This window comes from Bradyrhizobium sp. USDA3516, from assembly GCF_057651995.1.
Genome location: NZ_JBYGYN010000003.1, coordinates 793616 through 819001, shown reverse-complemented (window position 1 = coordinate 819001; position 25386 = coordinate 793616). Strand labels below are relative to the sequence as shown.

General features: G+C 65.8%; 21 protein-coding genes and 1 pseudogene. 11 read left to right on the top strand and 11 right to left on the bottom strand.

The features are described 5' to 3' along the window. Positions 1–156: 156 nt before the first annotated feature. Both AC24YW_RS14065 and AC24YW_RS14060 read left to right on the top strand, forming a co-directional pair. Positions 157–1593, top strand: a complete 1437-nt coding sequence (locus tag AC24YW_RS14065) for an MBOAT family O-acyltransferase (RefSeq protein ID WP_487483278.1) — start codon at positions 157–159, stop codon at positions 1591–1593. Beyond that, positions 1593–2699: a hypothetical protein gene (locus tag AC24YW_RS14060; protein WP_487483277.1), complete on the top strand. Its 1107-nt coding sequence runs from the start codon at positions 1593–1595 to the stop codon at positions 2697–2699. Before AC24YW_RS14065 ends, AC24YW_RS14060 begins: the two co-directional genes overlap by 1 nt. 178 nt (positions 2700–2877) lie before the next feature. On the opposite strand, the gene AC24YW_RS14055 is transcribed toward AC24YW_RS14060, so the two are convergent. From AC24YW_RS14055 to AC24YW_RS14045, 3 genes are all read right to left on the bottom strand, one after another. Continuing rightward, on the bottom strand, positions 2878–4065 hold the full coding sequence (locus AC24YW_RS14055; RefSeq protein ID WP_487483276.1) for a pyridoxal-phosphate-dependent aminotransferase family protein: 1188 nt from the start codon (positions 4063–4065) through the stop codon (positions 2878–2880). A gap of 106 nt (positions 4066–4171) precedes the next feature. Beyond that, complete coding sequence (locus AC24YW_RS14050) at positions 4172–4897, bottom strand: thermonuclease family protein (RefSeq protein WP_487483275.1); 726 nt, start codon at positions 4895–4897, stop codon at positions 4172–4174. 264 nt (positions 4898–5161) lie between these two features. After that, entirely contained in the window at positions 5162–6889 is a 1728-nt protein-coding gene (locus tag AC24YW_RS14045) for a hypothetical protein (RefSeq protein ID WP_487483317.1), read from the bottom strand. Positions 6890–7311: 422 nt separating this feature from the next. Here AC24YW_RS14045 and AC24YW_RS14040 point away from each other — a divergent pair, with 422 nt between their 5' ends. Beyond that, positions 7312–8160, top strand: coding sequence for a caspase family protein (locus tag AC24YW_RS14040; RefSeq protein ID WP_487483274.1), 849 nt, complete (start codon positions 7312–7314; stop codon positions 8158–8160). Positions 8161–8346: 186 nt separating this feature from the next. Here the strand turns inward: AC24YW_RS14040 and AC24YW_RS14035 are convergent, their stop codons facing one another. From AC24YW_RS14035 to AC24YW_RS14020, 4 genes are all read right to left on the bottom strand, one after another. Continuing rightward, positions 8347–9240, bottom strand: a complete 894-nt coding sequence (locus AC24YW_RS14035; RefSeq protein ID WP_487483273.1) for an efflux RND transporter periplasmic adaptor subunit — start codon at positions 9238–9240, stop codon at positions 8347–8349. A 206-nt stretch (positions 9241–9446) separates the two neighbouring features. Next, on the bottom strand, positions 9447–9617 hold the full coding sequence (locus AC24YW_RS14030) for a hypothetical protein (protein WP_487483272.1): 171 nt from the start codon (positions 9615–9617) through the stop codon (positions 9447–9449). Positions 9618–9685: 68 nt separating this feature from the next. Next, positions 9686–10807 (bottom strand): lactonase family protein, encoded by a 1122-nt coding sequence (locus AC24YW_RS14025; RefSeq protein WP_487483271.1) that lies wholly within the window; start codon positions 10805–10807, stop codon positions 9686–9688. 128 nt (positions 10808–10935) lie between these two features. Continuing rightward, complete coding sequence (locus tag AC24YW_RS14020) at positions 10936–11067, bottom strand: hypothetical protein (protein WP_487483270.1); 132 nt, start codon at positions 11065–11067, stop codon at positions 10936–10938. Between the two features lie 139 nt (positions 11068–11206). Here AC24YW_RS14020 and AC24YW_RS14015 point away from each other — a divergent pair, with 139 nt between their 5' ends. The 3 genes from AC24YW_RS14015 (at position 11207) to AC24YW_RS14005 (ending at position 13954) form a co-directional block, all read left to right on the top strand. Then, positions 11207–11383 (top strand): hypothetical protein, encoded by a 177-nt coding sequence (locus AC24YW_RS14015; protein WP_487483269.1) that lies wholly within the window; start codon positions 11207–11209, stop codon positions 11381–11383. 101 nt (positions 11384–11484) lie between these two features. Then, a complete protein-coding gene (locus AC24YW_RS14010) occupies positions 11485–11607 on the top strand; it encodes a hypothetical protein (protein ID WP_256375387.1) in 123 nt (40 codons plus the stop codon). A gap of 166 nt (positions 11608–11773) precedes the next feature. Beyond that, the gene (locus AC24YW_RS14005) at positions 11774–13954 is read left to right on the top strand and encodes a PAS domain-containing sensor histidine kinase (protein WP_487483268.1); all 2181 of its coding nucleotides are present in this window, start codon (positions 11774–11776) and stop codon (positions 13952–13954) included. Between the two features lie 282 nt (positions 13955–14236). Here the strand turns inward: AC24YW_RS14005 and AC24YW_RS14000 are convergent, their stop codons facing one another. Together AC24YW_RS14000 and AC24YW_RS13995 are read right to left on the bottom strand one after the other, a co-directional pair. Further along, complete coding sequence (locus tag AC24YW_RS14000) at positions 14237–16900, bottom strand: bifunctional diguanylate cyclase/phosphodiesterase (RefSeq protein WP_487483267.1); 2664 nt, start codon at positions 16898–16900, stop codon at positions 14237–14239. Between the two features lie 138 nt (positions 16901–17038). Then, positions 17039–17782 (bottom strand): hypothetical protein, encoded by a 744-nt coding sequence (locus AC24YW_RS13995; protein ID WP_487483266.1) that lies wholly within the window; start codon positions 17780–17782, stop codon positions 17039–17041. 127 nt (positions 17783–17909) lie between these two features. On the opposite strand from AC24YW_RS13995, the gene AC24YW_RS13990 reads away from it, so the two are divergent. Both AC24YW_RS13990 and AC24YW_RS13985 read left to right on the top strand, forming a co-directional pair. Beyond that, the gene (locus tag AC24YW_RS13990) at positions 17910–18941 is read left to right on the top strand and encodes a LysM peptidoglycan-binding domain-containing protein (RefSeq protein ID WP_487483265.1); all 1032 of its coding nucleotides are present in this window, start codon (positions 17910–17912) and stop codon (positions 18939–18941) included. A gap of 221 nt (positions 18942–19162) precedes the next feature. Next, positions 19163–20485: a Spy/CpxP family protein refolding chaperone gene (locus AC24YW_RS13985; RefSeq protein ID WP_487483264.1), complete on the top strand. Its 1323-nt coding sequence runs from the start codon at positions 19163–19165 to the stop codon at positions 20483–20485. On the opposite strand, the gene AC24YW_RS13980 is transcribed toward AC24YW_RS13985, so the two are convergent. Continuing rightward, positions 20486–21352, bottom strand: coding sequence for a hypothetical protein (locus AC24YW_RS13980; RefSeq protein ID WP_487483263.1), 867 nt, complete (start codon positions 21350–21352; stop codon positions 20486–20488). Positions 21353–21542: 190 nt separating this feature from the next. Here AC24YW_RS13980 and AC24YW_RS13975 point away from each other — a divergent pair. The 3 genes and pseudogenes from AC24YW_RS13975 to AC24YW_RS13965 all read left to right on the top strand — a co-directional run. Further along, a pseudogene (locus AC24YW_RS13975) lies at positions 21543–21686 on the top strand (BrnT family toxin); the annotation flags it as partial. Positions 21687–21932: 246 nt separating this feature from the next. Next, complete coding sequence (locus tag AC24YW_RS13970; RefSeq protein WP_487483262.1) at positions 21933–22322, top strand: GIY-YIG nuclease family protein; 390 nt, start codon at positions 21933–21935, stop codon at positions 22320–22322. Then, entirely contained in the window at positions 22319–22474 is a 156-nt protein-coding gene (locus AC24YW_RS13965; protein WP_487483261.1) for an AbrB/MazE/SpoVT family DNA-binding domain-containing protein, read from the top strand. Before AC24YW_RS13970 ends, AC24YW_RS13965 begins: the two co-directional genes overlap by 4 nt. A 262-nt stretch (positions 22475–22736) precedes the next feature. On the opposite strand, the gene AC24YW_RS13960 is transcribed toward AC24YW_RS13965, so the two are convergent. Beyond that, on the bottom strand, positions 22737–25184 hold the full coding sequence (locus AC24YW_RS13960; RefSeq protein WP_487483260.1) for an adenylate/guanylate cyclase domain-containing protein: 2448 nt from the start codon (positions 25182–25184) through the stop codon (positions 22737–22739). Between the last annotated feature and the right edge of the window lie 202 nt (positions 25185–25386).

Here is a 25386-nt window from a genome sequence, read left to right as displayed (position 1 = left end):
TCCCCGTAAGAACGGGGAGAGGGAGAAGATGCGGCGCGCGCTCCCTTATATCGTCCCGATTCCGCGGATTGCCAGCACGACCGCCTATGCTGCCGGGTTGTTGATCGGCTCCTTGTGTGCTTTGAGGGGCAATATCCCTGCCGCCGGTCCAGCCCGATGCTGTTCAATTCCTATGCCTTCATCCTGCTGTTCCTGCCGGTTGTGCTCGCCGGCTATTTCCGGCTCGGCCGGCGCAGCAATCTGGCTCCGGTGGTCTGGCTGGCGCTGGCTTCGATCACCTTCTACGCCATCGGCAGCTGGCAGTTCGTCGCCCTGCTGCTGCTCTCGATCGCCTTCAACTACGGCGTCGGCCATCTTCTCATCGTGGCGGAGCTCACGCAGCCGCAACGGAAGGCCGCGCTCGCGCTCGGCCTCGCCGGCGATCTCCTCATGCTCGGCATCTTCAAATATGCCGGCTTTGTCGCCGAGAACGTCAACGCGCTGCTCGGCACGCATGTGGCGGTCCACATCCTGCTGCCGGTCGGCATCTCCTTCTACACCTTCACCCAGATCGCGTTCCTGGTCGATGCCTATCGCGGCCAGGTCGCGGCCTATGCGCTGCCGCATTACGCGCTGTTCGTGACTTACTTCCCGCATCTGATCGCCGGGCCGATCCTCCATCACAAGGACATGATCCCGCAATTCGAGCACGAGGAGACCAAGCGCCCGGACGGGCATCTCATGTTGTGCGGAATCATCATCTTCGCAATCGGCCTGTTCAAGAAGACCTGCCTTGCCGACGGCATCCAGCCGCTGGTCGCGCTCGCCTTCGAGGCACGCTCGCCGAGCTTCGACCAGGCCTGGCTCGGCGCCCTCGCCTACACGTTCCAGCTCTATTTCGACTTCTCCGGCTATTCCGACATGGCGATCGGCATCTCGCTGATGTTCGGCATCTTCCTGCCGATCAATTTCAACTCGCCCTACAAGGCGGCCAGCATCGTCGATTTCTGGCGGCGCTGGCACATGACGCTGTCGCAATTCCTGCGCGATTATCTCTACATCCCGCTCGGCGGCAACCGCCGCGGCCGCGTGCTGCGCTACGTCAATCTGATGATCACGATGCTGCTCGGCGGGCTCTGGCACGGCGCGGCCTGGACTTTTGTCGTTTGGGGCGCGCTGCATGGCGCCTATCTCTGCGTCAATCATGCCTTCAATGCCTTGGTGCCGAACGGTCCGCCGCTGATTGCACGCCCGGCTCGCATCGCGGGCGCCGTGCTGACGTTCCTCGCTGTCGTGGTCGCCTGGGTGTTCTTCCGTGCCGCGAGCGTGGAATGGGCGTTGCGCGTCCTTCGCGCCATGGCGGATCCTGCTAACATCGTGCTCGGCCGCGAGGAGATCGCGGCCCTGGTGCAGGTGGCATTCTATGCGGCGCTGGTGTGGCTGGCGCCGAACACGCAAGCACTGCTGGGATACGACCACGCGGGCCGCAAGGTCGGCGAGGCCCTGCGGGCAGGGCGCACCCGGCCCTTGGTGCTCTATGCGGCCTCGCTGCTGCTCGCCTTCGGCGTCCTGGGCATCCAGAGCCACAGCGAATTCATCTATTTCCGGTTCTGATGCGGGGCGCGTTCACCAATCTCGGGCGTCTTGTGCTGGCGAGCGCGGCCTGCGTGCTTGCCGCTGCAGCGCTCACCTTCATCGTCGATCCCCTGCAGCTGTTCCGCCCCTCGCGGCTTGTCCCGGCCTTCTACTCGGAGGACACACGCGTGCAGAATGCCGGGCTGATCCGCAGCCAGTCGTTCGACACCGCGTTCATGGGCACCTCGCTCGCGATCCATTTCCGCCAGAGTGACATCGACCGCGCGCTTCGTGTCCGCTCGCTCAAGCTGGCCATGACCGGCTCCAATTCGCGCCAGCAGGCCTTCGTGCTGGAGCAGGCGATCGACCGCGGCGCAAGACGCGTGATCTGGGAAATGGACGACTTCATCTTTATCGATGCCGCCGATATCGAGACCGACCCTTATTTGTCCGTCGACCTTTACCGCCGCACGACGAAAGGCATTGCCTCCTACCTGTTCAGCGCGGCGATGGCGAAGGAATCGGTGTTCGCGCTGCTGCGGTCCGTCCCGCTGCTGCGGGAGCCGCTGACGCGGGCGTCGCCTTATCTCCCGGTCAAGTTCGCGCTGGCGGACATCGACGACATCTACGCCCTGCCGCGGGATTTCGACGTTGCGCGCGACTACAACGCAAAGAGGACGCTCGCCGCCTTTGCCTATATCACCAGCCCCGTACGCAGCCGCTTCCTCGGCGAGGGCTACGTCTATGAGGCCATGGCCCGGCATTTCGAGCAGGACGCCGTCGGTCTGATCGCGCGCCACCCCGACGTGACCTTCGACATCTACTTCCCGCTCTATTCGATCCTGCAATTCGTCGCGATGCGCGATGCCTCGCCCGAAACGCTGAGGATCGTCACCGCTCTCACGGCGCACATTGCGCAGCGTCTGACGCAACTGCCCAACGTCCGCCTGCACGATTTCCGCGCGATCAAGGCAATCACGCACGATCTGAACAATTACAGCGACGTCATCCACCATTCGCCGGCGGTGGACGCGAAGGTGCTGGGTTGGCTGAAAAGTGGAGAGTATCGCGTCGACCCAGAGGCGCCGCTCGCCTCGCTGAATGAGCTGAAGGCACAGGTGGAAGCGTATCGGCTAGAGCGCTGATCTTTCCCGCTCACCTTGCGGGAGAGGGTGGCTCGCCGCGTAGCGGCGAGACGGGTGAGGGGTTCTATCCGCGCGTAGAACTGTCGCGATGAGATTCGCGGAGAGAACCCCTCATCCGGCGCTTCGCGCCACCTTCTCCCACAAGGGGAGAAGGAAGAGCGCGCGGCGCGCGCGTGAGTTACACCGCCACCTCTTCACCGAGATACGCGACCGCCGCCTCCAGCCCGCCCTTGCCGTGCGGGATCTTCAGCGCATTGAGCCCGACCTCGATCACCCCGAGCGTGCCGAGCAGCATCGGCGCATTGACATGGCCCATATGGGCGATGCGGAAGGCTTGGCCGGAGAGATCGCCGATGCCGGTGCCGAGCACGACGCCGCACTTGTCCTTGCAATAGCGTTGCAGCACCGCCGGATCGTGGCCGTTGCTCATCGTCACCGTGGTCACGGTGTTGGAACGCTCGCTGGCTTCGGCCACGTTGAAGCCGAGCACCTGGCCTTCCGACCAGGCCGAAACCGCGCGGCGGGCGGCTTCGCCGAGCAGGCTGTGGCGGCGGAAGGCGTTCTCGAGCCCTTCCTCGTGCAGCATGTCGATCGCTTTGCGCAACGCGAACAACAGATGCACCGGCGCGGTGCCGGCATATTTGCGATAATTCTCGGTGCCCTCGCGCTCGCTCCAGCTCCAATAGGGCGTCGACATGTTGGCCTTCTTGTGCACCTCGAGCGCGCGCGCATTGGCGGCGACGAAGCCGAGGCCGGGCGGCGTCATCAGGCCCTTCTGCGAGCCGGACATCGCGACGTCGATACCCCATTTGTCCATCTCGAACGGCATGCAGCCGAGCGAGGCGACGGTATCGACCATGTACAGCGCGGGATGGCCGCTGGCCTTGATCGCCTTGCCGATCGCCTCGATGTCGTTCTGCACGCCGGAGGCGGTGTCGACCTGGACCACGACGACGGCCTTGATGCTGTGCTCCTTGTCGCGGCGCAGGCGTTCCTCGACCTCGTGCGGCCGCACCGCGCGGCGCCAGTCGCCCTTGAGCACCTCGACCTCGGCGCCCATCAGCGCCGCCGCGTTGCCCCAGCCGATCGCGAAGCGCCCGCTCTCCAGCACCAGCACCTTGTCGCCGCGCGACAGCACGTTGCTCAGCGCCGCTTCCCAGGCGCCGTGGCCGTTGGCGATGTAGATGTAGGACTTGCCCTTGGTCGCGAACAGCTTCGAGAGGTCGCTGAGCAGGCTCTCGGTGAGATCCAGCATCTCCTGGGAGTAGATGTCGATCGCCGGACGGTGCATCGCCCGCAGCACCTCGTCGGGCATCGTGGTGGGCCCGGGGATGGCCAGAAACTCCCGGCCCGCGCGAACGGTCATTGCTGTCGGTCCTTATTGCCAGAGAACAGGATGGTGGGTTGCTGAGTCTCACTTTTACGTGGCGTTGGAGACCAAGAAAAGCGCGCAAAACGCAGGTCTGGGGCTCTTATCTCTTGGTCTCCCGGCATCCGGCCGCTTCGGCCTCTTCGACCGAGCAGAACCAGCGGGTACCCTTGCTGATCTTCATCTTGATCTGGGTGTACCAGCGGCTGGTCGGCTGGTGATAGATGCACTCGCCAGCGCTGTTCACGTTGCCCTTGATGGTGCAATCCGGCGACGGCGCGACCGGCCCCGAGGCCGAGGCAAGCAGCACCGCATGTGCGCCGTCCGGCGGCTTGGTCGCGCCGAGGATCGCCGTCTTCTTGTTGCGTTCGCGCCAGTCCCACGGCGCGATGAAGGCACCCTGCCACATGCCGGCTTTTGCCTCGCGCGCGGCCTTTTCATCCGCCTCATAGTCGCGCGACATGCGGATGTAGGCCAGCGCCCAGCCGTTGCGCACCAGCCATTTCTGGATGTCCTCGCCGCCGACCTCGCAGCGCGCCACGGTGCGGCCGCGCCGGTCGACCGATCTCGGCTGGCAGACCCAAGTCTTGCCCTCGGCATATCTGGCGAGCTCGTCGCGGGCCGCGATGCCGCAGGTCCAGCGCTCGGTCTTGGTGTTGAGGCAGAGCTGGTCGATTGCAGGCGCATCGATGCCGCCGAGCCGGATCCGCGCGGTGCCGATCACCACGGCATCGCCGGCGCGGACCTTTGCCGTACCGGTGATCTCGGCGGCATCTGCCAGCGAAGGGATGGCGAACAAGGACAGCGCAATCAGGACGTTTCGCAACATGCCGGTCCGGTGTGATGACAATCTCGATAAGCCGCGCAATTGTGGTCGGCTTTTGGCCGCACGGCCAGCGCATGCCGAACAGATGCGCTTTCAACTTCCTGTCATTTTGCGACGCCTCTCTCGTGTCCCGGACGCGCTGCAGCGTGCAACGCTGCTGCGCAGAGCCGGGACCCAGGATCGCGGGCGAGCTTGCGGTGACATGGGCCCCGGCTCAGCAGCGCACCGCTGAAGTAGCGCCGCGCTGCGTCCGGGGCACGAGACCGATTAGCCATTCACCATTCGCCGCCTCGCCACCGCCAGCCCCATCAGCACGAAGGCCGAGGTCACCTCGGGACCACCGACAAGAATCCGCGTCGGCGTCTTCATCTTGTTCCATTCATAGGCGCGGAACGGGCCGCGGCGGCCGCCTTCGCCGAGCCCGGCGACGATCACGTTGAGCGCCGGCGCGAAGGCGCGCGGGTCGGCGCCGAGATGGCCGAGCGCGATCAGCGCCAGCGCGGCGTCGAACACGTTCATTTCGGCTGCCATCAGCTCGGCCTTGACGTAGGACAGCACGCGGTGGCGGATGAAATCGAAATCGCCGGCGGGATCGATCGCGGCCTGCGCCGCCAGCGGCAGCGCCAGGAAGGCGGCATAGCAGCGGCCGAAATAGGCGCTGTAGAGCTCCGGCAGATAATAGATGTGCGAGCGCGGATTGGCGAAGGCGCCGCTCGCCGCGAGGCGCTTCTGGAAACCGATGATGCGATGCACGGTGGCGAGCCGCGACGGCGTCTCCAAGACCTTCCAGCGCTCGAGGTTGCGGAAGCTGACCTCGAGAATGTCGAGATTGAGCGTCGGATCGAGATCGTTGCCGTAAGGGCGCTCGCCCTTAAGATTGTCGATCCAGGTCGCAACCCCGCCCTCATAGTCGATATTGTCGTTGAGCGGCACGGTCACGCGCGGTTCGTTGATTCCGGCGCGCACCTGATAGCCCGCATAGAAGTCCAGGAGCGGCTGGTCGATGATGGCATCAAGGCAGCCGGCCTGCGTCGCCGCCGAGATCGAGCAGGCCGTGGTGTCGCAATCCGGCACGTAGATGCCGAAGCCGAGGTCCTGCTTGATCTGCGCGAAGTAGCGGGAGAAGCGCGGATGCGGCGCCGGCGCCAGTGCGGTGACGACGTCAAAGCGCGCGCCGTCGATGCCCTCAACCTCCTCGCGGCTGATGTTGACGCAGAAATCGACCATGTCGGCGATGGCGCGCTCCGCCGCGATCTTGTCGGCCGGCGAGGCAAGCCCGGTCTCGACGAAGCTGAGCAGGGCCTCGATGAAGAATGCATCGTAATAGGCCGAGCGGTGGCGGATCTGCACCGGCTCCCACATCGGCTCGGCAATGCCTTTCCAGGGCGGATTGACCACGGCGCGCGCGGGCGAGCGCGCGATGAAGACGCGGGCGAGATTGAACAGCAGCGAGGAATTCTTGTAGCCGCGCGCGTTGAGGCCCGTCAGCGCCATGATCAGCTCGCGGCCGCGGACGTCGGGATCGCCGATCAGGTTGAAGGCGGCATAAGTCGGCAGGAAGCCGTTGCGGCGGTACGAGCCGAGCAGATGCTGCGCGCAATCGCGGATCACGCCGTCGATCTGCGCGGCCGGCGGCATGGCGGCGGTGAACGGCACCGGCGGCGGCCTGGGATGGTCGAGCGCGATGCCGTCGACGAGATCGGCGATCGGCTGCCCGACCGCCGCCCAATCGGGCGCGGCCTCGTCGCGGGCCTGGGTGAGGGCCGCGCGCAGCCGCGTCAGCGTCCCCTGGTCGCGCAGTTCGGGCAGGCCGGCGCGGCGGAGCAGGATCCGCAGCGCGGGATTGCCGAGCGCAGTTTTGTAGAATTTGGCCAGATGCGGATCGCCGGCAGGCGCGCCAGACAATACGGGATCGCAGACGTCGTAAAGCGAGGGGCCGTCCTTCCGCGCCGTCAGCGCCCGGCAGGCGGCGCCGGCAAAATAATGAAAGCTCATGAAATACCTGGTCGCGGGGGCCTTGGTCGGGGACATCAGGCACGCCGGCATCTGCGCGCCACCCCCTGCAAGTCGTTGAAAAGGCTACCCGGATTCGCAGGAAATACAAATGTGATGAACGTCACGGAAAAGTCGGCCCAAGGCCTGCATGGTCGATCCCCGGAAGACCACGGGGGAAGCCAGCAAAGCAGGGCCGAAGCTCGGGAGAATTAATTAACACATTCAGTGGCTTAGCTCAAATTTTGGGCAATCTATTGCCCCAGGGCCTATATCCGGTTAAGGGTTTGTTTGGTGCGGCGCCGCAAATTGCGCGCAATTCGGGGGCACTTCCCCGGCCAATCCCTCAAACCTAAAGACGCTATCGCGCTACTCAAACAGTGTGCGCGCGCTTGGATGGTCTTTGGCACAGGAATCGAACCGAGATGAATGTAAAGCAGCTCGACCTTTCCAGACGTACGATCGCCCTCGCCGCAGCCCTCATCGGCACGGTGTCGCTGGTGATCGGCGCCCATGCTGCTCTCAACATGCGTGCGATCGATGCCGCCAAGGCCGTCTCGACCGACCAGATCACCGGTTCGATCGGCCAGACCTCGCGCCTCGCGCTCGTCATCGGCAACGGACATTATCCCGACGCCAGCGCGCCGCTGACGCAGTCGATCAACGACGCCCGCGCGCTGTCCTCGTCGCTGCGCAAGAACGGCTTTGACGTCGACATGGTGGAAGACGCGACCCGCGACGACATGGTCCGCGCCGTCAATCGCCTGAAGTCCCGGATCACGCGCGACAGCGTCGTCATGCTGTTCTTCGGCGGCTACGGCGTGCAGGCCGGCCGCGAGAGCTACATGCTGCCGGTCGATGCCGTGATCTGGAAGGAAAAGGACGTCCGCCGCCAGGGCGTGTCGATCGAGGGCGTGCTGGAGATGATGAAGGAGCAGGGCGCCAAGGCGAAGCTCGTCGTGGTCGACGCCTCCCGCCGCAATCCTTACGAGCGTCGCTTCCGCTCCTACAGCCATGGCCTCGCGCCGATCAGCGCGTCCGACAATGCGCTGATCCTCACCTCCGCGTCCCCTGGCAAGGTCGTCGACGACGTCAAGGGCGAGCACAGCGTGCTGGTCAGCGAGTTCCTCAACAATCTCAGCAAGCCCGGCAGCGCCGAGAGCGTCTTCAACAAGACCCGCCTCGCCATCTCCCGCGCCAGCGAAGGCGACCAGGTCCCGACCGTGTCGTCGTCCTTGCTCGAGGACGTCCGTTTCGGCGATGCCGGCGGTTAGTTTTTCCTGACCCTCCCCTGGAGGGGGAGGGTCGATCGCGCGTAAGCGCGAGCGGGGTGGGGTGATCTCCTCTTGGGCGGTGCCTGTGCGGAGAGATCACCCCACCCCGCTTCGCATTTCGCTACGCTGCATGCGAAGCGACCCTCCCCCTCCAGGGGAGGGTAAGCAAACCTTCTTCAGCAATCCCTACTTCGTCGCTTCCGCGCTCGCCATCACGGGGCGTACCGGATCGCCTTCGCGCAGCAAGGCGCCGGCGCGGGCGACGACGACATCGCCCTCGTTGAGGCCGTCGCGGACCTCGATATTGCCGCCCGACATCAAGCCGACCTCGACACGCTTGGTCTCGACGCGGTTGCGGCGGATCACCTGCACGACGGTGCCGGCGGACGAATATTGCACGGCGGTCAGCGGCACCGCGACGTTGCAGCTCTGCCCGGTTTTGATCAGCGCGCGCGCGCTCGCATTCAGCAGCAGCCGCTTCTGCGAGGAGATGCCGATATAGACCATGCCCTGCTGGATGTTCGGCTCGACGGTCGCGCCGATCCGGCGCACCTTGCCGCTGATGTCGCCGCCGCCTGGGATCCGCACGGTGGCCTGCTGGTTGACCGCGAGCTTGCGCACATCGGTGGTGGCAACGAGCCCGACGAGATCGTACTCGCTGCGCGCCACGATCGTGAACAGGGCCTCGCCCTTGGCCGAGGCGAAGTTGCCGATCTGCGCGGTCGAGGTCGCGATCACCCCCGCCACGGGCGCGGTGACCTGAAGCGTGCCGCCCTCGGGCAGCGCCAGCCGGGCCAGCACCTGGCCGGCGGTGGTGGTGTCGCCCGCTTCGGCCAGCACGTCCGTGACCTTCAGGCCGGGCCGCTCGGGCCGCACCGAGGTTTCCTCCCGCGCGATGATCGTGCCGGTGGCTTCGACGACGTCGGAGAAGCAGGATTTCGCGACCTTCAGCACCGTGACCGCCGGCCCCTTGGGCGCGTCGTCATCGGCGGCGCCGGCCGGATGGGGGCTGAGGGCGAGCAGGCCGGCGACGGCTGCGGGACACAGGTTTCGAACAAGGGCGCGGGGCAAATGACGCATCGGAAAGTCCAATTGGGTAAATTCCACTCGGGCTATGCCTCCAATCGATAGCAGATGGCCGCCGCCCGCACTATGGCCGGGTCGTCGCGAACAGGACGCCGTGCCGTCGCAGGCAGGTCGCGGCAAGTCTTTGATGACAAGTCCTTGATGAGTCGCGCAATTGGAGAACAGGTTCGCTCCGAAGAGCTTGCGCCGCGCGGCGGGCGTCAGCGGCGCCGCTCACCCACCAGCTTGCCGCTGGCCCGCTCGATCAGATGCAGCCGCGTGCAGGCCGGACAGGACACCGACACGTGCGTGCGATCGCTCGGCTCCTCGGTAAGCCGATGCTGCACGTTCAGGCCCGTCTGGGGGCATTTGAAAACGATCTGCCGGTCCATGGCCGAGATATGACGTCAAGCCGGACCACGCGAAATTACGGATGTTTACGTAGGTCGGCGACGGCCCCTCACGGCAGGTTCAGGAACTCGACCCAGTTCGGCTTCTTGCCGGTGGGGTAGGATTTCAGCTTGGTCAGCGCGCCGCTGCCCTGGTCGATGGCATAGACCGTCATGCTGCCCGAGAGCTCGCCGACGGCGGCGAGATAGCGGCCGCTGGGGTCGACCTGGAAGCCGCGCGGCTGCTTCTCGGTCGGCACGTTGCCGATCGTGGTCAGCTTGCCACTCGCGCCGTCGACCCTGTAGGCGGTGAGCGTGCTGGTGGTGCGCTCGGAAGCGTAGAGGAAGCGGCCATCCGGCGTGATGTGGATGTCGGCCGCCCAAGGTTTTCCCGAGAACCCGTCCGGCAGCGCGGTGGTGCGCTGGATCTCGTCCCACGCGCCGCTCCTGGCTTCATAAGTGAAGGCCGCGACGTCGCCGTTCAGCTCGTGGAGGAGATAGACGAACGTGCCGCCGGGGTGAAACACGAAGTGCCGCGGCCCCGATTTCTCCGGCACCTTGTACGCCGGCGGATCGTTCGGCGTCAGGGTGCCGGCCGTGGCATCGAATGCGAAGGCCAGCACCTGATCGGAGCCGAGATTGGTCGCGAATGCGAAGCGGTTGTCGGGCGAGGGCAGGAAGGCGTGGGCGTTCAGCCCGGTCGGGATCACCTGCTTGGGCTCGCCCACGACGCCGTTGCCAAGCAGCGGATTCAGCGCGACCTTGTTGCCGCCATAGGAGGCGCTGAACAGGAACTTGCCGCTGCGGTCGATGGCGATATGGGCCATGCTGTCCGCGAGCGGTCCGTTGCCGAGATGGCTGAGCTCGCCCGTCTTCGGATCGATCGCAAAGCTCACCGCGAGAAAAGGCTGCGAGCGGATTCCGGCGATCAAGACGCGATGGTCGGGCGTGATCGCGAGCGGTGTCGAGGAGCCCGGCTTTTCGACGCCCTTGAAGGCGGCCGTCTGCACGAGCGTCATCTCGCCGCTCTCGCTCATCTTGAACACGCTGATGTCGTTGCTGTCGGCGTTGCCGACATAGGCGAAGGTTTCGGCCATGCCGGGACGGACTCCAGAAACGAGGGTGAGGGAAGCGAACAGGGCGGCGATCGCAGTGCGTGGCGCGCGCCATGCGATGGACATGGATCTCGACATGGGCTCCTCCTGAAAGCCGGCTCACGGCATTGGCGTTTTGCCGCGAGGATAGCCCGCGGCGCGCCGCCGCACCAAATTCCAGTTGGGATCGATCGATGCCGAAATCGTATCGGTCGCGGGATGACGGGTCAGCGCACGGCCACGGCTCGGGAGGGCAGATGCAATCCGGACGGCTGATCCGGTGGCCCCAGCATGGTCCACACGGTGACCGCGACCAGCGCGGACGTCATGAGGGTCCAGAGGATGAGTCGTTTTCGCATCAGGCCAATCCATCCGCGAGGCCAAGGCCCGCGTCAGCCATCCTGCACTGCAAAGAGCGGCGGTTCTATGAGGCCGTTCACAGGACGAAAACAGCCGACACGGCCGCGAACCAACGCGCTGCGAACGCATTGAACCGGCATGCCCCGCGCAAACGATCTCGAAGGCAAGCCCGACATGGGCGGCAAGCATGGCGGTCAGGCCGGCCAGCCCAAGTCTCCACCGCGCCCGCACGAGGGCGAGCGCGATGCGGACGTCGTGGCAAAGCGCCACACCGGCCAAACCGATCGGGCGGCGCCGCCGACCAAACCAAAATAGATTCTCGCCGCGCGCCGTCGCGGCGGGCCTCGCGCCGGGAACGGCGGCATCGCTCTGCCGTTAGCTCGGGACGTGAGAGAAGGAAAGGGAGGCTGGCTCTCGTGTTTTGGATCTGTTGGAACACCGCCTGGTCGCTGATCATCAGCGGCATCTGGGTCGCCACGATTGTCAGCCACCCCGATTCCGAATTCGTCGAAGTGCAGGCCGCCAGACGGCAGATGTGAGCGTGCCGCGCGACGAGAGGGATCGAAGCGCCGTCTCGCGGACGCTTTGACCGCACTCGGCGCCGCCAGGTCTCAACCAGCAGTTGGCAGGCCTTGGAACGCTCCGGACTTCCATGCGTTCAAGCTCATTGCGCAGGCGCCCGCCTGCGGGGCTTCGGGGCTAAGTATGTCGAATGTCGAAGAGTTTCCGCTTTCCGCCCGCAAGCTGACTGAATTCGAGGCCCTCGTGGCGGCGGCTCCTGCAGCGCTCGAGGCCATCCCCGGCGCGGTCTATGTCTGCGATAGCGAAGGCTGGATCGTGACCTACAACGGCGAAGCCGCGGAACTGTGGGGAAGGACTCCCGAGCTTGGCTCGGTCGAGAGGTTCTGCGGGTCGCAGCGTCTCTACAAGATGGACGGTACCCTGCTTCCCCATTCCGAGTGCCCAATGGCCACGGCGGTCCGCCTCGGTCTGCCCGCGCGCAACACCGAGGTCATGATCGAGCGACCGGACGGCTCGCGGATCACCGCGCTCGTGAACATCCGTCCCCTGCGCGATCACGCCGGCCGCATCCAGGGCGCAATCAACTGCTTTCAGGACGTTTCAGATCGCAAGAAGATCGAACAAGAGGTCCGCGCGAAGACCAAGGATCTCGAGGACTTCTTCGACAACAGTGCGGTCGGGCTCCACATCGTGGGCGGCGATGGCATCATTCGCCGGGCCAATCAGGCCGAGCTCGACCTGCTGGGCTACAGCGCCGAAGAATATATCGGTCATCACTTGGCCGAATTTCACGCGGACGCCCCCGTCATCGGCGACATTCTTCACCGGCTGTCCTGTGGCGAAAGGCTGGACCGTTATCCCGCCCGCCTGCGCGCGAAGGACGGCTCGATCAAGCACGTCCTGATCACCTCGAACAGTCGTGTCGAGGACGGCAAGTTCGTCAGCACGCGCTGCTTCACGACTGACGTCACCGAGCTGCACGTGGCCGAGCGGGCGCGCGAGGCGAGCGAGACTCGCCTCGCTGCAACCTACCAGGCCGCCAGCGTCGGCATCGCCGAGGCCGATGAACATGGGCGGCTGCTCCGGGTCAACGATTACCTGAGCGAGATCACCGGGCGATCCCGTGAGGATCTGCTGGCGACGAGCTTTTCCGATTACACCCATCCGGACGATTGCGCCGCGGATCTTGCGCTCTACGAGCAGCAGGTGCGTGGCGACATCCCCAGCTATACCTACCGCAAGCGCGTCCTGCGCCCCGACGGCAGCGTGCGTTATCTCGAAATCTTCAGCTCTTCGGTCAGGGACAGCGCGGGCCGCTTCCGTTACGGCGTTCGCGTCAGTCACGACGTCACCGAAGCCAAGCGTTTGCAGGATCGGATCCGCGAGAGCGAGCAGCATATGCGCGATCTGCTCGAGGCGCTGCCCGCCGCGGTCTACACCACCGACGCAAACGGCCGCATCACCTTCTACAACAAGACCGCCGTCGAGATGGCCGGGCGCACGCCGCTGCCCGGCGACGAATGGTGCGTGACCTGGAAGCTCTATTGGCCGGACGGCACGCCGCTGCCGCACGACCAATGTCCGATGGCGATCGCGCTGCGGGAAGGACGGCCCGTGCGCGGCGTGGAAGCTGTCGCGGAGCGACCGGACGGCACGCGCGTGCCGTTCATTCCCTATCCGACGCCGCTCTACGATTCCGAGGGCAGGATGATCGGTGCGGTCAACATGCTGGTCGACATCACCGAACGCAAGCGCGCGGAAGTGGCACAAGCGCTTCTGATCGACGAGCTCAATCATCGCGTCAAGAATACCTTGGCCACGGTGCAATCGCTCGCCAGCCAGACCGCGCGCCATACCAGCAGCCTCGACGGCTTCAAGCGAACTTTCGAGGGACGGCTGCTGGCGCTCTCCCGTGCGCATGATCTCCTGACCGAGCGCAAGTGGCAGGATGCTCCGCTCCAGCGGCTCGTCGAGGACATCACGGCGCCGGTGGCGGGGGATGGCCGGATCAGGATGGAAGGTCCACCCGTCGCGCTCAATGCGCGCTCGGCGCTCAGCTTTACGATGGTTCTCAACGAGCTCCTGACCAATGCGACCAAGTACGGTGCGTTGTCGGCGCCGGATGGGACGCTCTCGATGCGATGGACCCTGCGGAATGCCGGGCACGGCACCATTCTCGATTATGAATGGGTAGAATCCGGCGGCCCGAAAGTCACGCCGCCCGTGCGCCGCGGCTTCGGCACGCGGCTGATGGAGCGCTGCGTCGAGGCGGATCTCGGCGGCGAGTTCGATCTCGCCTTCGAACCCGGCGGCGTGCGCTGCCGCATGTCGATGCCGGTCACGGGCACGGTCGGATCGAATTGAATTGATCGAGTGACCGCCGCTGTGGCGCGCTAGAAGCGCGATGACATGAGGCTTGATCGTTGCAAAGACGAAGGTGCGCTCCCTCTCCCGCTTGCGGGAGAGGGTTGGCGAGAGGGTGTTTCCGCAATGGGACAATCCCCCAGGAGGATAGAGCCCTCACCCGCGCCGGAGCCTGTCATCGGGCGCGCCTTCGGCGCGACCCGGTGGGCGCGACCTCTCCCGCGAGCGGAAGAGGTTGCACCCAGCCCGTGGCAATCGATTCAACCTAAACCCATCCCACTCTTAAGCCGCGACCGCTTGCGCCGCGAGCAGCTGCTTCAGCTTCGCTGCCGGCACCGCCGGGCTGAACAGCCAGCCCTGCATCTGGCTGCAGCCGAGCTGGCGCAGCACCTCGGCTTGCGCTTCGGTCTCAACGCCTTCGGCGGTGGTCGCCATATGGCGGGCGGCGGCCATGTGCACCACGGCCTGCACGATTGGCGAGGAGTCCTCGGACCGACCGATGTCGCTGATGAAGCTGCGATCGATCTTGATCTTGTCGAACGGGAAGCGGTGCAGGTAACTCAACGAGGAATAGCCGGTGCCGAAATCGTCGAGCGCGATGCGCACGCCGAGCTCGCGCAGCTGCTGCAGGATCGCCAGCGCCTCCTGGTCGTCGCGGATCAGCACCGTCTCGGTGATCTCCAGCTCGAGCCGTCCCGGCGCGAGCCCGGACTCCGCGAGCGCGGCGGCGACCTTGAGCGCCAGGGTGCGCGAGCGGAACTGGACCGGCGACACGTTGACCGCGATATGAATCCGGCCGGGCCATGAGGCGGCTTCAACGCAGGCCTGCTTCAGCACCCATTCGCCGATCTCGCCGATCAGGCCGGTGTCTTCGGCGACCGGGATGAACTCCGCCGGCGACACCATGCCGCGCTCGGGATGGCGCCAGCGCAAGAGCGCCTCGCATCCGGTAACGACATTTGCAGCGAGGTCGACCAGGGGCTGGTAGTGCACCTCGAACTCGCCGCGCGCGAGCGCCTGGCGCAGATCGAGCTCGAGCTGACGGCGCTGCCGCACCTTGGCGTCGTATTCGGGTGAGAAGAGACGGAAGGTGCGGCGGCCCTCCGACTTCGCCGCATACATCGCCAGATCGGCACGCTTGAGCAGATCGTCGGGATTGTCGCCATGGTCGGGTGCCATGGCGATGCCGATGCTGGCACCGGTCGAAATCTCCTGTCCCCTGCAATCCACCGGCGCGCGCAATGAATTGAGAATGGTTTCCGCCAGCGCTGCCAGCTCGGCCGGATCGGAGGTCGCGGCCTTGACGATGGCGAATTCGTCGCCGCCCAGCCGTGCGACCATGTCGTTGCCGCTGACGCAGGCGCGCAGGCGGTTCGCCACCTGGCGCAGCAACTCGTCGCCGACCTCGTGTCCGAGCGAATCGTTGACGCCCTTGAACTCGTCGACGTCGATATAGAGGATCGCGAATGGCTTGCCTTGCGCGAGCTCGGCGACGCGATGCTCCAGATGTCCGCGCAGCAGCACGCGGTTGGGCAGATCGGTGAGCGCGTCGTAATGCGCCAGATGGGCGATGCGCTCGTCGGCGCGGATGCGCTCGGTGACGTCGTCATGGGTGGCGAGCCAGCCGCCGCTAGCTGCCGGCTGGTTCTTGATCTCGATCAGGCGGCCGTCGGCGGTTTCGACGATCGCGCTCTGGGTGCGGCCGACATTGCTCAGGATGTCGTCGCAATAGGGCTCGACGTCGCCCTCGAACGAGCCGGTGTCCCGGCGGTGCCGGATCACGTCGCGGAAGTGGACGCCGGGCTTCACCACAGCGGCCGAGAGCCCGTACATCTCGATGTAGCGGCGGTTGCAGACGATCAGCCGCTCGTCCTGATCGAACATCAGCAGGCCCTGCGTCATCGTGTTCATCGCGGTATCGAGCCGCTGCTTCTCGAGCGACAGGCGGTGCGTCACCTGGCGGAAGATCAGAAAGAGCGTGAGCACCAAGAGGCCGATCGACAGGGCGGCAATGGTGACGAAGAATTTCGTCTGCGTGCGCCAGGTCGCCAGCGTCGCATCGAGCGACTTGGTCGCGACCACGACCAGCGGTTCGCCGGTGAGCAGGCGCGAGGCGACGATGCGGTCCTTGCCGTCGATCGGGCTTGCGAGCTGGGTGGTGACGAAGGTGCGCTCGAACACCGCCATTTGCTCCGGCGTGCCGGTGCGGAAGTTCTGCCCGATCATCGCCTCGACGCGCGGAATGCGGGCGAGCAGCTGGCCGTTCTGGTGGTGCATCGCGATCGAGGAATCCTCGCCGAGCCCGGTCGAGGCGAAGAAGGATTCGAGCTGCTCGGGCGCGATCGCGCGCGACACCAGCCCGAGGAACTCGCCGTGCGGGCCGGAGATGCGCCGCGCGAACACGATCGCCGGTCCGTTGCCGAGCCGGCCGGGCACGACCTCCACTTCCTCTTGCGCGGCCGGATCGTCCTTGAGACGGTTGAAATAGCCGCGATCGGCGATCGAGATATCGGCGACCGGCCATTGCCGCGACGAGTTGATCAGCACGCCTCTGGAATCGAACACATTGGCGCCGGCGACGTCGGACCAGCCGCTGGCTTTCGCGCGCAGCACCTCGTGCACGGCGAGCGTGCCCATCTCGCTGCGGAAGATTTCGGCGGAGGCAATGCCGTGGCGTTCGAGCTCGGCGATGATGCTCTTCTGCAGCACCGCAAAATCCTCGAACTGGCGGTCGAAATGCCGGGCGAGCATGCGCACGGCGCTCTCGAGGCTGTCGCGGCCGCTCTCGATGGCGTTTTGCCGGAAGCGGTCGACGGTGAGCGCCGTGCCGATCGCGGTCGCGAGCATCAGCACGAAGCCGCCGGCGATCAGCCACGTCAGCGGCGCCCCACGCCAACGGCGGAGCAACGCGCGCAACCGCGCGGTCCATCTGATCGATGCGCCCATCCAGCCCTCCCGTGGGCTGCAAGATGCAGCAAAACCGACAAGAGCCCGTTACCATCGACGGTTAGGAAAAGATGAATCGGAATGGAATCAGAGGGTTGGTTCCATCGCGCAGGCGCTTGCGGCGAGACCGCGGGCTCTTCAGCGCTTGATTTCCCACCTCAAGGCTTTCGCATTGCCCTTGGCGAACATCGCCGGCACGTCGAACTTGCCGGTCTTGAGGTCATAGCGGCATCTCCAGTTCGCCAGCCCCTTTACCGCGACGTTCTTCGGATGCTTGTCCATTTCGCCCGATAGCGAGATCAGGAGATAGCGGTTGTTGGGCCACTCGACGCCCAGCCAGCGATACCCATCCTCGGTGCCTTTCATCAGATTGGCCGAGATGTGGTAGTCGAGCTTCATGTTGTTGGTGTCGGGGCGGCCGTGGAAATAGGCCCAGGCGAGATCGCTGAGCGATTGCTTGGTCGCGTTGACGAAGGCGCCGTTCTCGACATGGTAGAGAAACAGGTCCTGCTCGCCCGAGCCGGTCTTCTGCATCCGCACCAGCCATTGCGAGTCGGCCGTGAAACGGAAGTCGGCCGGATAGACCTGCTCGGGCTTCAGCTCGTGCATCTGTTCGCCGCGCCGCGCCCAAACCTGCCATTTGATGTCGAAATCCTCACCCTCCTTCACATACTGCTCGAGCCTGGTGGCGCCGTCGGGCGAGGTGAACGCGAAATCGGCATCGTCGGAGAGCTTGAAGCCGGGCGGCGGGCCTGAGGCGGCTAATGCGGGTGAAGCGGCCAGCGTCAGCAGCAGCGCCAGCGATCGCGCGGCACGGGAGAATACGGTCACGGCAAGAATTCCCTTGAAGAATGCTGCGAGGCGGCCTTGATGCTTGGACATCCGCATGGTCGCGCCGGTTCATTCCGCGCGCTTGGACGGAGGCATAATCCTATCGGCAGTCTTGCTGCCGCAGCCAAATCGGCGCACCTTGCCGGCCTCGGTTGATTTGCTACCCAAGGTCTTTTCAATGATCACCGCATCCAAGGCCTTCATCGCCTTTTGTCTGCTCGCGCTGGTCGGCACCGCGCTGGTGATCGGCCCGGCCGAGCTGCGCCGCCTGCTGCCCGACGGGACCAAGGCCACCGTCGCCGCCAAGCCGGAGCTCAAGGCCGAGCCCAAGCTTGAAGCCAGGGTGGAATCCAAGCCTGAGCTCAAGCCCGGGTCCCAGCCCGAGCTGAAGCCGGAACCGCCGAAGCTCGCCGGCGCGCCGCCGGCCCCCGAGCCGAAAGCCGGCGCTCTGGCCGAGACCCAGAGGCAGGTCGCCGCGCTCGGCGATCTCGTGCCGGTCAAGCCAGCGCCGGCTGCAGATGCCGGCCCGCGTTTCGACGTCGCCCGCATCGACGATCACGGCGAGGCGGCGGTGATCGCCGGCCGCGCCACGCCGGGCGCGAGGGTCGAGCTGCTGCGCGACGGCAAGCCGCTCGAGAGTGTGGTGGCGGACGCCTCCGGCCAGTTCGTGATGACCCCGCCGCCTCTGCCCGCCGGCTCTTACGACCTGACGCTGCGGGCCAAGGCGCCGGACGGCACCGTCACCGAATCCGACCGGACCATGCCGGTGACCATCGCGGCCTTGGCGCCGCCGCCTGCGCGCACCCCACCGGTTGCGAAGCAGGAGACCAAGCAGGCGGCGAAGCCCGACGACAAATCGGATGTCGTCGCCGCTCTGCCGTCGGCTTCGCCGCGCCTGGCGTCGGTGCCCGACAGGCAAGCGGCCCGGCCGAAACTGACCGGCGCGCCGAAGCCCAAGGCTTTCGCGCATGCGCCGGCGGCCACCGCGGTCGCATCGGCCTCGCCGGCAGAGGCGCTCACCGCCGCGCCGGCCGAGGCCGGCGGCAGCCGGATCATCGCCCGCGGCGACAGCCTGTGGGCGCTCAGCCGGCTCGCTTACGGCGACGGTTCCCGCTACGCCGTGATCTTCAACGCCAACCGGGACAAGATCCAAAATCCTAATCTGATCTATCCCGGCCAGACCTTCGTGATGCCGCAAAAGGCCGAGTGACGGCACGGCCGGCGCGTTGCGACGCATTGTCCTGTACCTCTCTGGAACATTCGGTTCCCTCGCGCGTCTTCGTGATGCGACGCATTGCGCACTTGGCGCGGGTGGAGGGCCAAGACGTGGCCGAACAAGTCGTGGCCAAACAAGATCTGGTCAAACGAGATCTGGCCAAACAAGACCTGGCCAAACAAGACCTGGCCAAATTGGTCGTCAGGTCAACGATCATGCGCATGGGATTGGCGCTGGCTGGCGCGATCCTGGTGGTTGCAGCAGTGCTGCTGCCTGACAGGGCCGAGGCGCAGTTCGGCTTGCGCGGCGGTCCGGTCGGGGTTGCGCGCTTCGCCGTCGGCCACGTGATCGGCCTGTCGCGCCTGCGCCATTCCCGCATGGCCGTACGGGGCGGCCGCTACCGCTCCGCGGCGCTGAGGCCGCAGGACCTGCGCGGGGCCGACCGCGGCCAATTGTCGAACCCTTACGTGATGCGTGCTGCCCTGACGGCGCAGGCTGCGCTGGCGGGCTGGCAAGGCGGCCGCCGCCCGCAAGGCTGGTGGCGTCATCCCGACGGCAGCTATGGCTGGGTCGGCCCGGTGTTCTGGCCGTTCGCCCATGACGATCTCACCAATGCGATCATCTTCGGCGACACGACCAGCCTCTCGCTCTACGGCTATGGCGATATCTATGCCGCGCTGTTCACGCCCTATGCCGCCACCGAGCTTGCCGCCTACACCGTGCCCCAAGGCCGTCGCGCGCGAAAGGTCCCGACCGCCGAGACGCTGTGCGAGGCCAGCGACACCGGCGGCCTGCCGGTCGAGCGCATCGCGAGCGCCGTTGCACCGAACGAAGCTCAGCGCACCGCGCTCGACGAGCTCTCATCCGCCTGGAATGCCGCGCGTGACACCATCCGCACCGCCTGTCCGGCGCAAACCCTAGGGAATGCGGCGGAGCGCCTCGGCCTGATGCACGAGCGTGTCGAGGCCATGATCAAGGCCATCGACGTCATGGAAGCGCCGTTGTCGAAATTCGTCGGCCTGCTCGACGACGACCAGAAAGCCCGGCTCAACGGCCTCGCAAATGAGCGCCGCGCCGCGCTGGCGTCCTACCAGTCCAAGAACGCTGACAAAAGCGATACCAAGATCGCGAGCAAGAACGCTGACAAGAACGCATCCAAGGAAGCGCGGGCGGCCAAGGCCTGCCAAGCGGACTACGATCCTCTCTCCGACGAAAACGCGCAGCGCCAATACGAGCAGCTGCTCCAGCAGCAATGGCCCGCCGCCGAGATCGCGGCGACGCTCCACCTCGACGAGGTCGCCCGCGCCCGCTTCGAGGTGCTGCAGGACACCACGCTCCGCACCATGCAGACGCTCAGCGCTTGCCCGGCCGAGCCCGCCGCAACCCCGCAGGCCCGCCTCGCCGCCGTGAAGGCGCGGCTCCAGACCATGCTGCAAGCCGTCGGCGCCATCAGCGACGCGTTCGACGATTTCCAGGCGGACTTGAGCGACGAGCAGAAGGCGGGATTCGAGGCGATCGGGCCGAAGCGGGGGGTGTGATCACCCGCACGCCCAGTCGAACTTCATGTTCTTGAAGTCCAGCTGCGCGTTGCCGCCGCCGAAATTGTAGCCGCCGAAATATTCCTCGAACTCGATGTAGAACGGGCTCATCTCCGGCACCGCCTGGCAGGGCCGCATGGTGCCGCCGAGATGGTTGGGGGCGTGATCCCTAGCCCAGTCGTGCAGGCGGAAATTGTCGCGGCCAGGCTTGCCGCCGACATAGTAATAGTAGGGCTGATAACCGGTTGGCGGATGTTCGCGCACGTACTCGTCCTGCGGGCCCTTGCCGGCGTTGGGATCGGCAGCGCGCGGCGACAGCGCGATCGCGCGCGTCTCGCTGAGATCACCGCGCGGCGGGGCTGCAAACATCTTCTTCGCATAGGCCGGCGCCGCCTCGAAGAAGGCGCTGGCGCCGCCGACATCGAGCCAGCGCGGCCGCTCCACCGTTGCCAGCGCAAGCGGCGCCGGCGGTGTCGCGAATGCGCCGTCGTATTCGGCCTGCGTGAGCAGCAGCGCGGCATATTCGTAGTCGAGAATGTCGGTCATGCGCGACAGGCGCGGATGCGCCGGCCGTGCCAGCACCGCCTCGCGAATCTCGGGATCGTCGGGCGCGCCGCCATCGTTGTGATCGGGAGCCGTGGCGAAGAACGACAATGCGACGATGTCATCGCCATGCACCCGATAATCCTCCGGCAGCTTAAGCGTGAAGCCGTGCATGAGGGGATAGCCGGTGACGGGATCGAGCGGCCATTGCTCGGACGCAATGCCCGGCGGCAGCCCAAAGACCCAGCCCTGGTCGCGCGCCCGGTCGGCGGGCCGGTCCAGCATCTGCAAATCATAGGCACGCGAAGGCAGGGGAAATGCCACGAATCGTCTCCATCCGGATTCAGCCTCGCCGTTGAGGCGAGGGTTGGTCGCGGGGAGGAGAGATGTGGTTCGGGGCGGATTGTCAGCACGCCGAGTTGTCCGATCTCCGGCGGCCCGCAAGGAATCAGATCGCGCGATATGATCGGGAGCCCCCGCCAAGGGCAAACTGAGAGCTTAGGAGCGATGGGTTACTATGGGGCGGAACGCAGCTGGTACCTTGCTTCTGGTCGTTCATACCTATGTCGAACTGGCAGCGGACCGGGCGGCAATCCGCATCATCTCGGCGCGCTACCCGAATCGCCGGGAAATTGGGTCTTATGAGGTTGATCGGTGATCGGATGAAGGACTAATACGATTTCTCAACTGCCGCTCGCGGCAAGTTCTTCAGCAAAGGCGCTCGCCTCGTGCCGCCGGTCCACTTGGAACCCGAGGTTCTGACCTACCTTGCGGATCTCGCTGAGACCCACGGTACCTCCCTGAACGAGCTCGTGAATACCCTCCTGAAGGAAGACATTGAGCGCCTTGACGCAGAGAAGCAGCACTCATCACGACCATAGGCTTGCTCGCGGAGGAGGCCGCGATGAAGGCTTTTCAAACGGAATGTGCTGCGCAAGATCGGGGCACCGGAGGCGACGTGAAGCAGCGAATCGCGAATGCGAAGCTCGACCAGACCTTTCGGATGGCCGACGTCGAGATCGTCGCGACCTACGAGCTCTACAACATCAACCGCACAAGACTTGAAAACGTCATTCATCGCGTCTTTGGGGCAGCGCAGCTCGACATCGAAATTCCAGATCGCTTTGGCAACTCTGTGGTACCGCGGGGTTGGTTCCTGGTGCCCCGTTTCGTCATCGATGAAGCCGTCGAGCGCATCAAGGACGGCACGATCACAGCTTATGCCTGCGACCCGGCGGAAGCCGCGCTGGTGCGCGTGGAAGGCAAGTCATCGCGGGAGGCTCAAGCCAAATGATTGCCACCGTAAAGGTCTTCAAGTGGGACGATGATCTGGCGATCGAGATTCCTCAGGGGCTTGTCGACCGGCTGGCTCTCAAGGAAGGGGACGAAATCGAGATCGTCGAAGCGGTCGCGCCAGGGGACGGGAGCATGGAGCGGCAAGGCTGACCGGTCGGTGGCCGAGTGAGGCCAAGGGCTAACACCCCGATGATGCCAACATACCCCTGTTTTGCCCGACAGTCAACTCTAATTTCGAAAAATCCGTAGTCTGTAAAAATTCGCCAGGATATTCAGTGCCCCGCCTACTGTGCATGGGGTTGTTTCCGGACTTTTTGATTCAAGGGCCCGCTCCTGCTCGCCGCCAGCAGTGGTCAAGGATTCCTTGACTACTGCTTCCCGAGGAACTCGCAGTGGGTGGGGGAGCGGCGTTTTATCCCCTCCGCCGCACGGCCGCGGCATCCACCACGTTCTCCACCTCCTCGCGCCAGCTCAAAATCTCCATCGCCAGCACGGGGTGATTGAAGCCCTTGACCACGAGATCGTCGAGCGCGCGCGCCTCCACCCAGTTCTCGACGATGCCGTAGACACGGCGGCTGGCCACGATCTGGCCTGCCTTGGCTTCGCCGCAGAGGCGGGAGGCGAGATTGGTCACGCTGCCGATCGCGGCATATTCCAGCCGCTGCTCGAAGCCGACCTGGCCGAGCGTGGCATAGCCGACCGCGATGCCGATGCCGAAGCCGAGGCTGTGACCGCGGTTGCGCCAGCGCTCGGTCAAGGGGCCGATGGTGTCGCGCATCTCCACCGCCATCTTCACCGCGCGCTTGGTGTGGTCCTCGAACTGGATCGGGGCGTTGAACAGGATCATCACGCCGTCGCCGGCATATTTGTCGAGCGTGCCCTCGTACTTGAAGATCAGCTGGCCGAGCGCGGCGTGATATTCGCGCAGCACGTTCATCGCCTCTTCCGGCTCGGTCGCCTCCGTGAACGCGGTGAAGCCGCGCAGGTCGCAGAACACGACCGTGACCTCGCGGCGCTGGCTGGTCAGCAGCCCCTCCGGGCTGTCGGAGGAGGCGATCAGCTGCGCCACCTGCGGCGCCAGGAAGCGCTCGAGCTTGCGGATGCGCTCGATCTCGCCGAGCTGGGTCCTGACGCGCTCCTCCAGCGACTTGTTCCAGTCCTTGAGCTGCTCGGTCTGCTCGCGGAGCTTGTCGGCCTGGGCGCGTACGGTGGTGTTCGCCGCCTCCAGCGCGTGGCTCTTGTGGTCGACCTCGCTGAACAGCTGCGCATTGCGCATCGCCAGCACGGCCTGGTTGGCGAAGGTGCGCATCAGGCCGATGATGCTGGGCGCGAACGCGCCGGCGGCGCGGCGCAGCACGACGAGCGAGCCCAGCGTGCCCTGCTGGTCGATCAGCGGCACCACCAGCACCGAGTTGAAGCCGGCCGCGAGCGCGACCTCGCGCAGCGGCTGCTCGGCGGCCTGCCTGAGCTCGGCCAGCGCGATCGGCTCGCCGCTATCAGCGGCATCGCTCAGGATGTTGCCGCCTTCGTCGATGGTGACATGCGCGCCCTCGGCGGATCTGTCGACGCCGTTGGCCTCGACCAGGTTGAAGCGGCGCGCCGCGGCGTCGAAGCCGTAGATCAGCACCGCGTCGGCACGGGTGATCTCGATGGCGCGGGCGGCGATGGTCGCAAGCACGGCGTTGAGATCGAGCGAGGAGGCCACCGCGCGGCCGACCTCCTCCAGCACCTTGAGCTCGTGGATCGATTGCGCGAGATCGCGGGTGCGTTCCTCGACCTTGCTCTCCAGGTTCGAATAGGTCTCCTGGATCTGGTCGGCCATGCGGTTGAACTGTCCGGCGAGGTCTTCCAGCTCGTCGGAGGTGTGCACGTCGATGCGGTGGCTGAAATCGCCTTCGCCGAGCAGTTGCGCGCCGTCGCGCAAGGCCGTGATCGGGATGATCATGCGGCGGGCGAGCAGGGTGCCGGCGAGGATCGCCACCATCAGGCCCATGCCGATCAGCAGCGCGATGCGCACCAGCTGGTCGCGGATCGGCATCAGGGCCTGCGTGGTCGGCTGCTCGAACAGCACGCTCCAGCCGAGCTTCGGCACGATGCTCGCGGCGCTCATCACCGCATGGCCGTTGAAGTCGGTGCCCGAGGTCTCGGCTTCGTGGCCGGGCGCGATCGCGGCCGCCACCTGCGGCAGCTTGGAGAGGTCCTTGCCGATCTCGGGCCCCTTCGACGACGTCGCCAGCACCCGGCCGCGCGGATCGACGACATAGGCGAAGGCGGCCTTGCCGACTTGGGCGTCGGACAGGAAGTCGGAGAGGAAGCCGAGATCGATCTCGGCCACGGTGACCCCGGCATTGAAGCCGGAATGCGCCACCGAGATCGACATCAACGGCGTGCGGTCCGCGAACCAGGCCGGCGCATAGGTGACGCCGCGGGCGACGGCGTCGGTGAAGCGCATGTCGCGGGAGAGGTCGGCATTGCCGCCGGTCGTGGTCGATTGCCGGGAGACGCGCAGCACCTCGCGGCCGTCGCCGTTGAGCTGGAACAGCTGGTTGACGACCGAGACCTGATGCAGCAGCGAGGCGTAGTCGGCGCGGCGCTTCTCCAGCGTGTCCTGGCTCGCACGGGTCACCCAGCTGATCTGGCGGTCGAGCTCGGAAATCGCCTGCTCGATGCGCCGGGCGGCGGCTTGCGCCTTGTCCTCCAGCCCGTCGGTCAGCTGTGTCCGTGTGGCGCGGTAGGAGATCCAGGTCTCCATCGCCCCGTTGACGGCGAGGACGAACACGACGAGGCCGACGAGGGAGACGACGTATTTGGCGAACAGGCCCCCGCGCAGAGATCGTGTCTTGTCGTTCGCTCCTGCCATCCCGATCCTCTCGCGCCGCCACTGACGCCGCGCGCTACGGGCCGTACAGGCCCTTCCAAGCCGTTCTAGCACAATTTGGACCGAACGGCCGTCACGCGGCCGGCGGACCGGCCGGTGTGGTTACCCCTGTGGTCTCCCCTGTAGTCACTTGGGCAGGTGGACCGGCGGCGATGGTCGCAGCCGGATCCGTTCGAAGGAGGGA

Bases quoted from the DNA above. Each gene is read 5' to 3' on its own strand.
- AC24YW_RS14065 (WP_487483278.1), top strand. From the start codon at position 157: ATGCTGTTCAATTCCTATGCCTTCATCCTGCTGTTCCTGCCGGTTGTG.
- AC24YW_RS14060 (WP_487483277.1), top strand. From the start codon at position 1,593: ATGCGGGGCGCGTTCACCAATCTCGGGCGTCTTGTGCTGGCGAGCGCG.
- AC24YW_RS14055 (WP_487483276.1), bottom strand. From the start codon at position 4,065: ATGACCGTTCGCGCGGGCCGGGAGTTTCTGGCCATCCCCGGGCCCACC.
- AC24YW_RS14050 (WP_487483275.1), bottom strand. From the start codon at position 4,897: ATGTTGCGAAACGTCCTGATTGCGCTGTCCTTGTTCGCCATCCCTTCG.
- AC24YW_RS14045 (WP_487483317.1), bottom strand. From the start codon at position 6,889: ATGAGCTTTCATTATTTTGCCGGCGCCGCCTGCCGGGCGCTGACGGCG.
- AC24YW_RS14040 (WP_487483274.1), top strand. From the start codon at position 7,312: ATGAATGTAAAGCAGCTCGACCTTTCCAGACGTACGATCGCCCTCGCC.
- AC24YW_RS14035 (WP_487483273.1), bottom strand. From the start codon at position 9,240: ATGCGTCATTTGCCCCGCGCCCTTGTTCGAAACCTGTGTCCCGCAGCC.
- AC24YW_RS14030 (WP_487483272.1), bottom strand. From the start codon at position 9,617: ATGGACCGGCAGATCGTTTTCAAATGCCCCCAGACGGGCCTGAACGTG.
- AC24YW_RS14025 (WP_487483271.1), bottom strand. From the start codon at position 10,807: ATGTCGAGATCCATGTCCATCGCATGGCGCGCGCCACGCACTGCGATC.
- AC24YW_RS14020 (WP_487483270.1), bottom strand. From the start codon at position 11,067: ATGCGAAAACGACTCATCCTCTGGACCCTCATGACGTCCGCGCTGGTC.
- AC24YW_RS14015 (WP_487483269.1), top strand. From the start codon at position 11,207: ATGCCCCGCGCAAACGATCTCGAAGGCAAGCCCGACATGGGCGGCAAG.
- AC24YW_RS14005 (WP_487483268.1), top strand. From the start codon at position 11,774: ATGTCGAATGTCGAAGAGTTTCCGCTTTCCGCCCGCAAGCTGACTGAA.
- AC24YW_RS14000 (WP_487483267.1), bottom strand. From the start codon at position 16,900: ATGGGCGCATCGATCAGATGGACCGCGCGGTTGCGCGCGTTGCTCCGC.
- AC24YW_RS13995 (WP_487483266.1), bottom strand. From the start codon at position 17,782: ATGTCCAAGCATCAAGGCCGCCTCGCAGCATTCTTCAAGGGAATTCTT.
- AC24YW_RS13990 (WP_487483265.1), top strand. From the start codon at position 17,910: ATGATCACCGCATCCAAGGCCTTCATCGCCTTTTGTCTGCTCGCGCTG.
- AC24YW_RS13985 (WP_487483264.1), top strand. From the start codon at position 19,163: ATGCGCATGGGATTGGCGCTGGCTGGCGCGATCCTGGTGGTTGCAGCA.
- AC24YW_RS13970 (WP_487483262.1), top strand. From the start codon at position 21,933: ATGAAGGCTTTTCAAACGGAATGTGCTGCGCAAGATCGGGGCACCGGA.
- AC24YW_RS13965 (WP_487483261.1), top strand. From the start codon at position 22,319: ATGATTGCCACCGTAAAGGTCTTCAAGTGGGACGATGATCTGGCGATC.
- AC24YW_RS13960 (WP_487483260.1), bottom strand. From the start codon at position 25,184: ATGGCAGGAGCGAACGACAAGACACGATCTCTGCGCGGGGGCCTGTTC.